This window comes from Paraburkholderia hiiakae, from assembly GCF_904848665.1.
GTDB lineage: Bacteria > Pseudomonadota > Gammaproteobacteria > Burkholderiales > Burkholderiaceae > Paraburkholderia > Paraburkholderia hiiakae.
On sequence record NZ_CAJHCQ010000014.1, the window covers coordinates 211371 to 225135 of the forward strand.

Here is a 13765-nt window from a genome sequence, read left to right on the forward strand (position 1 = left end):
CCTTGACATCGTGTGCCAAGGCTGCGGCTGCCACCTGCCACTCGTTCGCCCTGGCGCTCCTCGCACGCGAGAGGAGCCGTCGTTGCGCGTCAGCGATCAACGGCTGGCGTCCCTGAAGCCCCCGTACTTTCCTTAGTTCGTGTCACTTGCAATTTGCAACTGACATGTTTATTCTTGTCCGTGTCAGTTGCAATATGCAAGCGATAGGTGCGGGACTCGCTGGTCGTCAATTCAAAGTGGGTTGAACTGCCGGTGGGAAGGTTAATGGCTCTGATTTTGGACATCCGGCTACGCGCTCTTGACGCGCGAGTCGCGCAATCGCTCGCACAACTGTTCGACTCTGAGCTGTATCTCGAGACTGGCCTTGCGCATTGTTGTGCGAGCAATCAATTTGATTTTATACAGACCTATAGTTAGCACTACTAGTAACAATATTGAGCGCAATTCATATACCAGGAGGAGATAATATGTCTGACCTTGCACCGGCAACTATTCGAGTTCAGAAGCTGCTTGATGCGTTCAGCAACGCCCTTACCGAGGGTCGGATTAACGACGCTGTCTCGATGTTCGCTCAGGACTGTTACTGGCGCGACCTTGTCGCCATCACCTGGAACATCAAGACTGTCGAAGGCCGCGACCAGATACGCGAGATGCTCGAAGCCCAATTGGCCAGCGTCAAACCGTCGAACTTCCATGTGACTAAGGGTGAAAGCGCGACGGAAGCCGACGGCGTGCTCGAAAGCTGGATTTCGTTCGAAACGGCGACCGGGCGAGGGTACGGGCTGGTGCGTTTCAAAGATGGTTTGATCTGGACGTTGTTGACTGCAATGATCGAACTAAAGGGCCATGAGGAAAAGTCGGGCTTCACACGTCCACTTGGTGCGAAACATGGTCAGAAAATCGGCGCCAGGACCTGGAAGGAGGAGCGCGAGGAAGAGACGCGCTCGCTCGGCTATGAAAAGCAGCCGTACGTTCTCGTCATCGGCGGCGGCCAGGGTGGTATCGCTCTCGGTGCCCGACTTCGCCAGCTCGGCGTTCCCACGATCATCCTCGAAAAGAATGAGCGGGGAGGGGATTCATGGCGTAAGCGCTACAAGTCGCTTTGCCTTCACGACCCGGTCTGGTACGACCATTTGCCGTACCTCGATTTTCCCAGGAACTGGCCTGTGTTTGCGCCCAAGGACAAGATCGGAGACTGGCTTGAGTTCTACACGCGAGTGATGGAACTCAACTACTGGACCCATTCGACAGCGAAATCGGCGAAATGGGATGACCAGTCAAAGGAGTGGATTGTCACTGTCGATCGGGATGGTGAGGAAGTCATCCTGCGACCCAAACAACTCGTCTTCGCGACCGGCGTGTCCGGCAAGCCGAACATTCCGCAGTTCAAGGGACGCGAGCGCTTCGACGGGGATCAGCACCATTCCTCGCAGCACCCGGGGCCCGACGGATACAAGGGCAGGAAGGTCGTGGTAATCGGCTCAAATAACTCCGCCCACGATATCTGCGCCGCACTCCACGAGAACGGTATCGACGTGACGATGGTCCAGCGTTCGTCGACCCATATCGTCAAATCGGACACGTTGATGGATCTCGGGCTTGGATCGCTGTATTCGGAGCAGGCGCTTGCCAATGGCGTCACGACGAACAAGGCCGACATGATCTTTGCTTCGCTGCCGTATCGGATCATGCATGAGTTCCAGATTCCTATCTACGAAAAAATACGCGAGCGAGATGCCGACTTCTATGCTTCCCTGGAAAAGGCGGGGTTCAAGCTCGACTTTGGCTCGGACGGCTCAGGCCTGTTCCTGAAGTATCTGCGACGGGGCTCTGGCTATTACATCGACATTGGTGCTTCACAGCTCATCATCGACGGCAAGGTCAAGCTGGCTTCCGGTGAAGTTTCGGAGATCACCGGAAATTCGGTGAAGCTCGATGACGGCCGCGAGATTCCCGCCGACGTGATCGTCTATGCGACGGGCTACGGCTCGATGAACGGTTGGGTCGCCGACCTGATCAACCAGGAGATCGCGGATAAGGTCGGCAAGGTCTGGGGACTCGGTTCCGATACGCCCAAGGATCCAGGACCGTGGGAAGGCGAGCAGCGCAACATGTGGAAGCCAACGCAACAGGAAGCGCTCTGGTTCCACGGCGGCAACCTGCACCAGTCGCGTCACTATTCACTTTATCTGGCCCTTCAGCTCAAAGCGCGCATGGAGGCGATCCCGACGCCTGTCTACGGCATGCAGGAAGTTCACCACAGCCAATGATTGTGGAAGTCAATAGAGACTGATGTCGCCGCGGTGGCGATGTGTCTTGAAGCCCAGCCACCGTGCACGTCTCCATCGTCATCCCGGATGTTCAGCTTCGTTGAACTTGGCAAGATCCAACAGGAGAGGATCAATGAGTGCGTTTGACCTGAAGAAACTCGGTTTGGACATTGAATACCCTTACCGTGCGCAGTACGAGAATTACATTGGCGGCAAATGGGTGCCGCCGGCCACTCAGGAATATTTCGAAAACGTCTCGCCGATCAACGGCGAACCATTCTGCCGCGTCCCGCGCTCAACCGCGGCCGACATCGATGCGGCGCTCGACGCAGCGCACGCAGCCCGTCGCAAGTGGAGCAAAACGTCCCCGGTCGAGCGTTCAAGTCTGCTGCTGGCTGCCGCGGACCGCATGGAGAAACACCTCAAGGTGCTGGCAGTCGCCGAGACGATCGACAATGGCAAGCCGTTACGTGAGTCGCTGGCGGCCGACCTTCCGCTGGCAATCGACCATTTTCGTTACTTTGCAGGGTGTCTTCGCGCACAGGAAGGCACCATTTCGGAAATCGACGACAACACGGTCGCCTACCATTTCCACGAACCGATTGGCGTCGTAGGTCAGATCATCCCCTGGAACTTCCCGCTCCTTATGGCCGCGTGGAAACTCGCGCCAGCCCTGGCTGCGGGATGCTGCGTTGTCCTGAAACCTGCCGAGCAGACCCCGGCCTCGATTCTGGTGCTCATCGAGCTGATTGGCGACCTCTTTCCTGCTGGCGTAATCAACATCGTGATTGGCTTTGGGAAGGAAGCCGGCGAGGCACTAGCCACGAGCAAGCGAATCGCAAAGATTGCGTTCACGGGTTCTACCCCAGTCGGGCAGCGCATTCTTCATGCGGCAGCGGACAACCTGATCCCCTCGACTGTCGAGCTTGGAGGCAAGAGTCCGAACATCTTCTTTGCCGACGTGCTTGACCATGACGATGCTTTCCTGGACAAGGCACTCGAGGGGCTCGCAATGTTCTCGCTCAATCAGGGCGAAGTCTGCACATGTCCGTCCCGCGTCCTCATTCAGGAATCGATATATGAGGAATTTATTGCCCGAGCTGTGGCGCGCGTCGAGCGTATCAAGGCGGGCCATCCACTGGACTTGGAGACGATGATCGGCGCGCAGGCATCCCAGCAACAGCTCGACAAGATCATGTCCTACATCGATCTCGGGCGAACCGAGGGCGCCCATTGCCTGACGGGTGGCAAGCGGGCCACGCCAGCTGCCGAGCTCGGCAAAGGCTTTTACATAAAGCCGACGATGCTGTTCGGCGACAACAAGATGCGTGTGTTCCAGGAGGAAATCTTCGGCCCCGTAGCTTCGGTCATGACCTTCAGGGATGAACAGGAAGCAGTCGAAATCGCCAACGATACCTATTACGGCCTCGGTGCCGGGGTGTGGACGCGAAACGGAACGCGCGCCTATCGCGTGGGGCGTGAAATAGAAGCCGGCCGCGTCTGGACCAACTGCTACCACCTGTATCCAGCCCATGCGGCATTCGGCGGCTACAAGCAGTCCGGCATCGGTCGCGAAACCCACAAGATGGCGTTGGCGAATTACCAGCAGACGAAGTGTCTGTTGGTCAGTTACCAGGCCGAGGCGCTAGGCTTTTTTTGAGCCCTTGACCGGGGCAGCTAAGTCCTGCGCGCGGCACTACGTCATTGCCCCGCGTGCGCCTAGCTTGCCATTCGCGCAGCAATTTCACTCATTTGCAGGCGGTCGGCCGCGAACTTTAATGTTCGTATACGTGCGCTTCGACGGCGTAACGCGCCGGATAACTACGGCGCGTTCTGTCAAATTTTTCTCCAGCGCTACTTGCTTGCATTTTGCAACTGACGTGTTTATGCTACCCAAATGTTGGTTGCATTTTGCAATCAAGAACTCTAATTGAAAGGGCCCGAGATGGTGACAACCTCTGCATATGCATCCATGACCACGGAGTTTCGCGACGGCGTGCTGTGGGCAACAATCAACAACCCGCCGCTGAACCTGGTCAACGAACCATTCGTCCGTGATCTTGTTGCGTTGCTCGATGAAACGGACAAAGACGGCACGTGCCGCGTCATTGTCTTCCGCAGCGCCGACCCTGACTTTTTCATCCCCCATGTCGACATGACGCAGATCGCGGCTTACACGGCCGCAGCGGCAAGCTCGGGCGGCCCGGACGACGTCAGCCTCGGTGCACTTTATCGCCGCCTCAGCGAGGCCCGACCGGTGACCATTGCAATGCTCGAAGGTCGTGCGCGCGGCGCCGGCGGTGAGTTTCTCTACGCCTGTGACATGCGCTTTGCGTCGCTTGAGCGGGGCATCATCGGCCAGCCGGAAATCGGCGTCGGCGTCTACCCCGGAGCGGGTGCCGTCCAGCACCTCGTTCGCCTGTGCGGACGCGGCAATGCAATGGAAGTTTTGTTGGGCTCGGACGACTGGAATGCCGGGGACGCAGAGCGCATCGGCATGGTGAATCGTGCGCTGCCCGACAGCGAACTGCTCCCCTTCGTCACCGCCCTGGCGCAGCGCATTGCCAGGTTCCCGGAAGCAGCAGTCAGACTCGCCAAGCGCCGGATCAACGCAGCGGGCCTGGCGCCGAAGGAAGACGTTCAGGTCGACTCGGGCTTTTTCCAGATCCTGGCGCGCGACGGGTCCAGCACGAAGCGCATTGCCGCATTGATGGAACAAGGTTTCCAGACGCGCAGCAGGGCAGAACTTGAACTCGGCACCGTGATCGGGGAGCTCTGACATGGAAATGGCAGGCAAGTCAGTGTTCGTTGCAGGCGCTGACGGAGGTATCGGCAGGTCGCTCTGCGCGCAGCTGGAAGCCACAGGCGCACGCGTATTTCAAGGCGTTCTGGCCGACGTCTCCGATCCTTCAACTGTGCGGCTCGACGTTACCGATCCGTCCTCCGTCGCGGCAGCAACTGCCAACCTGGGGCCAATCGACCTTGTGATCAATGCCACGGGAATCTTCCACAGTCCCGTTGAGGATATCGAAGAAGGTATCCAGTTGGCGCAACATGAGTTTGCGGTCAACTGCTTTGGGATGGTGCGTCTGGCCCGAGCGTTCCTGCCACTCCTGAGTCAGCGGCACGGCGGCAGGTTGGTCAACCTCCTTTCGGTTGCAGCCTGGGTCGCGTTGCCGTCGCATGCTGGCTATGCAGCGTCCAAGGCGGCGGCGTGGTCGTACACCAACTCATTGCGCCTTGAGTTTGCGAGTCATGGCGTTGGAGTGACAGGTGTGGTTCTCGGCTACACAGATACTGGAATGACGAAGCACGTCGAAGGGCCAAAGAACACACCGGATATGGTAGCGCGAGAGATCCTCGAGGGTATCGGAAGGAAGGCTGATGAAATACTGTGTGACGAGCGCAGCCGCAGCGTGAAATCGATGCTGACGGACGACGTCGAACTTATCTACCGTCCTCTTCTGGAGAAAATCGAGGAGCCTGCGCGATGAGCGAGTCCGTCAACAACGTACCCGGCGGATTCGCAAGCTATCCTGATCTGGATGGGGCTGCCTTCCTGGTTCTCGGGACAGGCAGCGGTGTCGGCGCACAGATCGTGCGTGCGCTCGATCAGAACGGCGCTGCAGTCATTTGCGCGGACATCGACCAGGTGGCCGCCCAGACAGCCGCCGCAACGCTGCGGCGTTCGCTGGCCATTTCGGTGGACGTCACTGACACCACCGCAATCACCAAGGCGTTCGATCAGGCGGAATCCGCGTTCGGACCGCTTCGTGGTGTGATCGATGTCGTAGGGATGCTGAAACCGAAGCGCATTGCAGATGCCGATGACGCACACTGGAAATGGCATTTCGAAATCATCTTCGACCATGCGCGGCGTGTTGCCAGCGAGGCTGCACGTCGCCTCGCCCCGGGCGCGTGCGTGACCTATGTCACTTCGGCTGCTGGTTTTGCTGGTGTTCCGGGGAACGCACCGTATGCAGCGGCCAAAGCGGCGCAGATTTCGTTGATCCGTACTGCCGCGGTCGAGTTTGCTCCGTTGGGCATTCGCGTAAACGGGGTTGCGCCGGGCGTGATCAGCAATCCCAGAATGGAAGCTTTCCTTGACGCATCTGGCCACCGTGCAGCTACCGAGGCAGCTATCCCGATGGGACGCCTGGCACAACCGCGGGAAGTGGCAGATTCGCTGCTGTTTTTGAGCAGCCGTTCGGCCTCGTTCATAACGGGTCAAGTGATTGTCGTCGACGGTGGTACACAAAACCTGTGGCCGTATCCATCACTTTGATACTGCGTCAGCGGATAGCTACTGGCTCATCCTTATGTGAGCATGCCGCATGAATGTGCGCTCGTAGCTGCCGCCAGGCTACGGGCGGCATACATACCGACGCACGCGTCGATTCACGTAACACCGTATGTGATTGATGTAGCTTGCTGGCGCCAACTCAATCGTTCCCGTGGCGCCGCCAACCTCGTGCGGCCAGTCGTTCTAGTAGACAACAACAAATCGGAGGAAACAACGAACTCATAGATTCATAAGTCTTTACGCTTCTCGCATGAGCGGATCGCGGCTGCGTTTCAAATCTTCAATGGACTGGCTCCTCATAATTCCAGGATGGCCTGTGTGTCCACGCACGGTCTCAACAATAAATTTGATCCTCCACGCGGATGCTCAGGGAGCAGCGCGACGGTTCTTGCGGCGCGTCTACGAGCGGGCGAGCGTTCATTCCGAAGATAGGCGACAGATTTGTCAGTTTTCTATAAGAAATATGTCAACGATCGTTGATACACAACAACCACAGTAGTTAATAAAGTTCAAAGGTGTGGAGACAATGAAAAAATCCAGATTTGTTTTATTAGCAATGCTAATTTCTGCATTTGCGTCCGCAAACGCTTTGGCTTCGGTAACGCTGTACGGTCTTCAGGATATCGGTCCTACCTACGTTTCGAACGTCGGCAAAGGCTCAGTTTTTGAACTGCAAGACGGAGTAGTACAACAATCTCGGTGGGGACTCACCGGAGACGAGGATCTTGGAGGAGGCTATCGGGCCGGTTTCAAGCTTGAGTCGGGGTTTAGTTTGACCAACGGCCAGCTATCCAGCGGTCTGGCGTTCTCACGAAAGGCCATCATTTTGTTGTCGGGCCCATTTGGAGTCTTCAGCATGGGGCGCGACACAAGCGTGCTAGACGATACTCTCGGGCCTTACACCGCCAGCATGCTGGTATACGGTCCAGGTTATCCCTCTATCCACCCCGGGAACTACGATCACGTCTTTGGAACACAGTACAACAGCGTGACCAAATACGTTTCGTCGCCGATTGGCGGTGTCACATTCCGACTCTCAGCGGCATTGGGAGGACAACCTGGCAGCATCGTCCAGAGCAGTAGCTTCGACGGTGGCATTAGCTATGTTGCGGGTCCTTTGAGTTTGGGTCTGGGCGCGCAGCGAGAGTACGGCGTAAATGGTGGCGATGTTTTACTTCAGCCGCAAGCTAACCCGTTCGGTCTATCTGGTAACCCTCTGAGTCACCAGGATTCCTATGGGTTTGGCGGATCTTACGACTTTGGCTTCTTGTTTGCGCATGCGCTGATTACGCAGGCGCACATCTACGGATCTGGATCGATAGGCAGGACTTATGAGGTCGGTATGAAGTCCAAGTTCAGTCCGTTTCTCATTTTCGGCCTGAATTACAACAGAACGCTGGTCAGAAAGAAGGCTGGTATGGGAATAATCTCCGCGTCAGCAGATTATTATCTTTCGAAGACCACGGACCTTTACTTCCTGGTTGCGCACGAGGACGTCACGGGCACAAGCGCCTCTGGCGCTCCTATGGTAGCGCAGATGGTAATTTTTTCGCCGTCATCGGGCAGGTCACAAACTGCTGTGCATATGGGTGTCCGGCATCTTTTCTGAAGGGATGTTGAACCAGCATCGCAAAAACCTCCGTGCTGAGTAACGTCAAATCGGTACGGTATCGTAGTTGGCACGGCACTAATTGTGTTGGCATGCTGAGATGTGAGCCTTTCATTGCCGGATGTAGCAATTGTTACGTTCGGCGTCTCAGCATGCCTGTTGGCGTTGACAGAACGGCAAACCTACTGGTGGGACTTCTGGGCGAGCGTCCCGCGAACTACATATCATGTTTAACGCCGCACGGGAGGCGAAGTGTCAACGTGGCCCATAATTTAACATAAATACAATTGCGACACTGCCGCTCAGATTCCTCACTCGAGCGTCGAGCCAGAACCTGAGAGAAGGTGGCGCGGCAACCAAAGAAGCATTCGTGTGATTGGTCCCTCCGCCAGAAATCGTTTTGCATACGTATTGCATCTCTATCGGATTCTTACCGAATGGCTATTTCAATAAACACGACTACATGATCCGAGTTGTTAATTACGTTATGGTTTGTTGCTTTCGAACCTGCATAGCTTCGTCCCGCAATCAGCCGCGAGATCCGGTTTCCTCCCAACGCCTCAAGAAGGAGATCACCGTCGGTTTGGGGTACTACAACATAGTCATGTTTATGCACGTGCCAGCCGGTCTGGGCACCTGGGTCAAATCTCCACTCTGTCACGATGACCCGCTCGTTGGACATTTGAGGAGTAGCAATTGCCGATGGACGGTTCATAAAGGCTTCCGGGGACGTGCGACAACAAACTTTCAGGTGGATCTGAGTGGCTATGTGCCCTTTCAGACTGTGTCGTTGCCTCCGACAATCAAGCATTTAACACCGACTTCTGCCGGAGCATGCCGATCAGATTGTCCGGGGGGACAACCTGATCCACTGCCGGAGCGATCTTTCAAATGAAGAATTACACTCCTCGATCGGCTTAGAAGCGATGCCGCACACCGACAACGGAAATCAGCTGCCGGTTAGACGTCGACGGGGTAGAGTAGGCGATTACTGCAACCGCCTTCTTACCCGTGGAATCGTAGCCCGATGCCATCTGATAGACGGCCATTGCGTAGACGTCGGTGCGTTTCGAGAAGTAGTAATCGACGCCCAGATCAACTTGGTTATAGCGTGCACCATCTCGACCAGCCAGTCCGCCGGCTGCCGTATATTCATACGCCGCACCAAGCATCAATGCAGGAGTCAGCAAGTAACGAACACTGACTTCCCCGATGTTGAACACTGCCGTCTTGCCCAAGGCTGCAGAGTTGATCCCTGTCACAGCAGTTGCACCGAGACTGTTGAACGACGAGTGCGTATAAGCGGCAGCTAGCGTTGCCGGTCCGATCTGGTAGCTACCGCCCACGCCAGCGGTTTCAAGGGACCCAGCGCCTGCGAGGCCCGAAATTACCGGACCGCTCATGTTGCTAGCGGTAGTGCTAGCCGATGCGTTGGTGCCGAAAACCGAATAGTTCGGGTTTCTTGCCATGGAGTACGCAGCGCCCAGCGATACCGGCCCATTCGCGTAGCTCACCGCAGCGGAGTAGTAGGAATTCCGCGATACGTCACCTGCAACTCCGCCAAAGCTATACATCGCTCCAAAATTGAAGCCCATGAACGTGGGCGACTTGTACTTCACCGCGTTGTTTATCCGCTGGCTGCCGTCCATGTCGTCCAGATCCGCCGGGTGGGCGCCGTAACCTGCGCCCGTGAGCGCCCACGAGCCGCCAGCGGTGAAAATGCCGACGTATTCGTACGTGATCGCATACTGCCGACCGAGAGTCAGCGTCCCGAGGTTGTTCGAGGAAAGGCCCACGAAAGCCTGCCGTCCGAACAGCGCTCCGCCCTGAGTCGAAGTTCCGTTAGAGCCATTGAAGCCCCCTTCAATGGTGAAAATCGTGCTCAACCCTCCGCCAAGGTCTTCAGTTCCCTTGAGACCCCAGCGGCTCTGACCTTCGTTACCGCTCGTCAGCGCGTATTGACGCTTGCCACCAGCGTTGGTGCTGAACGTCAGGCCTTCGTCGGCCACCCCAAACAACGTGACGCTGCTTTGAGCTGCGGCCGGACCTGCGTAACCGAACGCCATAGTCATGCCGACAGCGGAAAGCGACGCAACGAGGGCGAGAGATTTTCCATTCTCAATCAGAGTGGATTTCATTATTATATACTCCTAACCAATTGGATATTTTTTTTGCATCTTGGATTGCAGGTTCCCGTCCATCCGAGCAACCTCAGCCGAACGGGATTGGCACAACTTCGGTACGGATTAAGCTTCTCGAATGACCTCTGGTTCCGTCACGGAGCCAGCTTTCGAGATGCAGGCATAAGGCGATCCAGAAAGCTGACCAGTACGAACGCGCAGACGTTCACAGCGAGGGCGACGATACCCACGTTGATGTCCCGGAGGGAATCGGGAATGAATGGCAGCAGCGTCGATGTACGGGAACCAGTGAGCGAGATCACCGCAACGCTGAGTACACCGACAACAACTCCGCAGATCGCCCCCTTGGTAGTCGCGGGATTGCGTTTGCTCAGGCTGGCAAAAAACGCTGGTGCCAGTTGAGTCACAAAGTTGTAGCCCATCAACAGCAGCGCAACCACTGTCTGACTGCCCGACAAAGCGAAAGTAACGCATACGATCATGATGACCGGCACGGCAATCTTTGCCAGAGATACGGTAAAGCGATCGCTTCGCGCAGGATCAACCGCGCCAACCAGATCCCGGGAAAAAAGAATCGAGGTGGTGAGCACCAGCATCGAGCCTGGAACGATCGCGCACAGAGCGCCCGCCGAACCAAGAATGGCGATAAACCAAGCAGGCATGGCGCCAATCGCAAGCTTGAAGAGACTCAGATCCGCCTGTGCACCCGCCAGCCCAGGCACAACGCCAACTGCCGTGAACCCGACAAAAAACACGAGCGCGAGCAGGAGACTGTATGCCGGAAGCAGAATGGCGTTGCGGCGCAAGGTCGCGACACTGCCGGACGTGAATGTCGCCGCAAAGACGTGTGGCCACATGAAGAAGCCCAGCGTCGACAGGATAATTGTCGAAGCGAACCACACCGAACTGAAACCCGTTGGCGCAATGGCTGTGAAACCTGGCTTAGCTGCCTCCACAGAGGCGAACATTGCGTGGATTCCGCCGTAATAGTGCCTTGGGAGATAGATCCCGAGGAACACCACCAGCAGAACGATCGCGATATCTTTGACCGACGAGACCCACGCCGATCCATGGACACCTGACAGCAGAACATTGATCGTGATCGCTGCCGCTCCGAGGAGAATTCCCGTGGTCGGGGAGAGCGCGTTCGACGAAGCGGTGCTAACAATAATCGCCATGCCTTTGAGCTGAAGCACGATATACGGGATGAGCGCGACAACTCCGACGAGCGCAGCCAGTGCGCCGAGCGTACGGCTTTCGTATTTCTGCCGGAGAAAATCTGGCAGGGACACCAGTCGGTGCTGCTTCGCGTATCTCCAGATAACGGGAGAAAGCCAGAAAGACAGTGTGTAGGCGAGGCACTCGTACGCAAGAATATAGTAGACGGCGCCGCCATGTCCGTACGCAAAACCGCTGGCGCCAAGGACGGTGAAGGTCGTGAAACTTTCGCCTGCCATCAACAGAAATACGAACACAGTGCCGAAGGCACGATCGCCTACGCTCCATTGCTCCAGATCCATCTTCCTACCAAGTCGCGGTAAGGCGCTAAGCAGGATGGATGCGAAGACAGTAGCCAGAATGACAGAAGTCGATAAGTTCATGTTGCGTCTCCAGCCGCTTCTTCGTATTTACTATGGCTGACCCGATCGATGACAAGCAAAGCGATCGTCGTCAGAACGGCACAACCCATTATCCAGGCGAGCAGGAACGGCACGCCAAGAACGAATGGGGTGACTCGATTACCGAAAAAAATCCCCACGAAAATCAAGATGCAGGGGATTGCTGCTAATGTGTCGATTTTTTTCATTATTTGGTTGTCCTCTGGTCGTGACGCTATTCCCTCTCAAATGGGCAAGAGTCTTGCAACCAGTTGAGTCCAGTAAGACACGCCAAGTGGAATCACCCCATCGTTGAAGTCGTAGAGAGGGTGATGGAGACTGTGGGTGTGACCATCATCGTCATTGCCAAACCACACATAACAACCAGGCTTTTCCCGGGCGAAGAACGAAAAATCTTCAGCCGCCATTGACGGCAGGCGGCCTTGCAGAATGTTTTCCTTGCCCACGACCTGTGCCGCGACCTCACGCGCAATATCTGCACACGCGGCATCGTTAATGGTCGGCGGATAGTTGCGGCGATAACGGATCTCGACAGTGGCGCCGAAACCTGCAGCTACAGATCGAGCAACTTCCTGAACCCGCTTCTCGAGGAACTCGCGCACCGACTCCTTATGTGCCCGCACCGAACCACTAAGAATCACTCGATTGGGATGAACATGGTACTCATCGCCACCGTGGATCTTCGCGACGCCGATGACCGCGGAATCGCGCGGATGAACATTACGTGCCGGAATCGACTGCAAAGCGGTCACGATATGACAGGCGGCAAGAACCGAGTCGACACCTTCCTGGGGCATACCACCGTGACATCCCTTGCCAACCACTTCGATATCGAAGTAATCCACCGCGGCCATGGTTTCACCCGTGTGTACTACTACGGAGCCCGTTGGCATGCCAGGCCAGTTATGCAGCCCCCAGAACGAGTCGACCGGGAAGCGCTCCAGCAGTCCATCATCAAGCATTGCCTTGGCTCCGCCAGCACCCTCCTCGGCGGGCTGGAAGATCAGCACAACAACGCCATCGAAATCCCGCGTGCGCGCGAGGACTTCGGCCGCTCCGACCAGCATTGCCGTGTGCCCATCATGTCCACAGCCATGCATGTGATTTTCGTATGTCGAATGATGGGGAACGTCCTTGTGATCCGGCATCTGCAAAGCGTCCATATCGGCACGCAGCGCAATACGCCGTCCGCTCGCCACCGACTTTCCCTCGATAACGGCGACGACACCCGTTTGCCCGATACCGGTATGCACTTCGATTCCGAGGGCCTTCAGTCGCTCAGCGACGACGGCGGCCGTGCGGAGCTCCTGAAAAGCCAGCTCCGGATGACGATGAATGTCTCTCCTCAGTTCTACGAGGCTGTGGATGTGGTCTTCGACTTGCATTTTCTCTCCGTTGATGCGTTATGTCCGCTCACACAATCGGCGCGGCAATATGTTTAATGTACGTAGAGTAAAGCTATGCGTCAACGTAGGGATATACACCTATATCTCGTGCGAATTTGTCCAGACAGGCGAGCAGGATGGCGGAACAGGCTATTAAATAGTGGACCTACGGTATATCTAAGTATTCGTATGTATTGGCTGTTAACGCCAATGCACTTGCGGAGTACAAGTTGGAGAGGAGCGAGAATTTCTCGGCCGCAACCAGCGGGCAGGGGAAGGCCGCGGTCTGAGACGGCAAAAACTGCCGTCCTGAGCGCGGTGTATCAGCATGCGACCAGAGGTGGCGCGCGTGGAGCGACCATTGAGGCGATCGCTAAATCGTCTGGTGTGTCGAAAGTCGCCATCTATAAATAGTAGGCAGATCGACACACGCTACTC

Annotated in this window: 11 protein-coding genes; 6 read left to right on the forward strand and 5 right to left on the reverse strand. The window is 56.4% G+C overall.

From position 1 onward, the window contains the following. Positions 1-467: 467 nt before the first annotated feature. From JMY28_RS25265 to JMY28_RS25290, 6 genes are all read left to right on the forward strand, one after another. Positions 468-2270, forward strand: coding sequence for an NAD(P)/FAD-dependent oxidoreductase (locus JMY28_RS25265; RefSeq protein ID WP_201698615.1), 1803 nt, complete (start codon positions 468-470; stop codon positions 2268-2270). A 133-nt stretch (positions 2271-2403) separates the two neighbouring features. Further along, entirely contained in the window at positions 2404-3930 is a 1527-nt protein-coding gene (locus JMY28_RS25270; protein WP_201698616.1) for an aldehyde dehydrogenase family protein, read from the forward strand. A 312-nt stretch (positions 3931-4242) separates the two neighbouring features. Next, positions 4243-5049 carry an enoyl-CoA hydratase/isomerase family protein gene (locus JMY28_RS25275; protein WP_201698617.1) on the forward strand — a complete coding sequence of 269 codons (807 nt, stop codon included), beginning with the start codon at positions 4243-4245 and terminating at the stop codon, positions 5047-5049. Position 5050: 1 nt separating this feature from the next. Further along, the gene (locus tag JMY28_RS25280; protein ID WP_201698618.1) at positions 5051-5764 is read left to right on the forward strand and encodes an SDR family NAD(P)-dependent oxidoreductase; all 714 of its coding nucleotides are present in this window, start codon (positions 5051-5053) and stop codon (positions 5762-5764) included. After that, positions 5761-6555 (forward strand): SDR family NAD(P)-dependent oxidoreductase, encoded by a 795-nt coding sequence (locus JMY28_RS25285; protein ID WP_201698619.1) that lies wholly within the window; start codon positions 5761-5763, stop codon positions 6553-6555. The genes JMY28_RS25280 and JMY28_RS25285 overlap by 4 nt, the downstream gene beginning before the upstream one ends. Positions 6556-7099: 544 nt before the next feature. After that, a complete protein-coding gene (locus JMY28_RS25290) occupies positions 7100-8182 on the forward strand; it encodes a porin (RefSeq protein WP_201698620.1) in 1083 nt (360 codons plus the stop codon). Positions 8183-8612: 430 nt separating this feature from the next. Here the strand turns inward: JMY28_RS25290 and JMY28_RS25295 are convergent, their stop codons facing one another. The 5 genes from JMY28_RS25295 to JMY28_RS25315 all read right to left on the reverse strand — a co-directional run bounded on the left by JMY28_RS25295 (position 8613) and on the right by JMY28_RS25315 (position 13327). Beyond that, entirely contained in the window at positions 8613-8897 is a 285-nt protein-coding gene (locus JMY28_RS25295) for a cupin domain-containing protein (protein ID WP_201698621.1), read from the reverse strand. 202 nt (positions 8898-9099) lie between these two features. Next, entirely contained in the window at positions 9100-10320 is a 1221-nt protein-coding gene (locus tag JMY28_RS25300; protein WP_236597034.1) for a porin, read from the reverse strand. Positions 10321-10457: 137 nt separating this feature from the next. Beyond that, entirely contained in the window at positions 10458-11924 is a 1467-nt protein-coding gene (locus tag JMY28_RS25305; RefSeq protein ID WP_201698622.1) for a sodium:solute symporter family protein, read from the reverse strand. Further along, positions 11921-12130: a DUF3311 domain-containing protein gene (locus JMY28_RS25310; RefSeq protein ID WP_201698623.1), complete on the reverse strand. Its 210-nt coding sequence runs from the start codon at positions 12128-12130 to the stop codon at positions 11921-11923. Before JMY28_RS25310 ends, JMY28_RS25305 begins: the two co-directional genes overlap by 4 nt. 36 nt (positions 12131-12166) lie before the next feature. After that, positions 12167-13327: a M20 aminoacylase family protein gene (locus tag JMY28_RS25315; protein WP_201698624.1), complete on the reverse strand. Its 1161-nt coding sequence runs from the start codon at positions 13325-13327 to the stop codon at positions 12167-12169. Between the last annotated feature and the right edge of the window lie 438 nt (positions 13328-13765).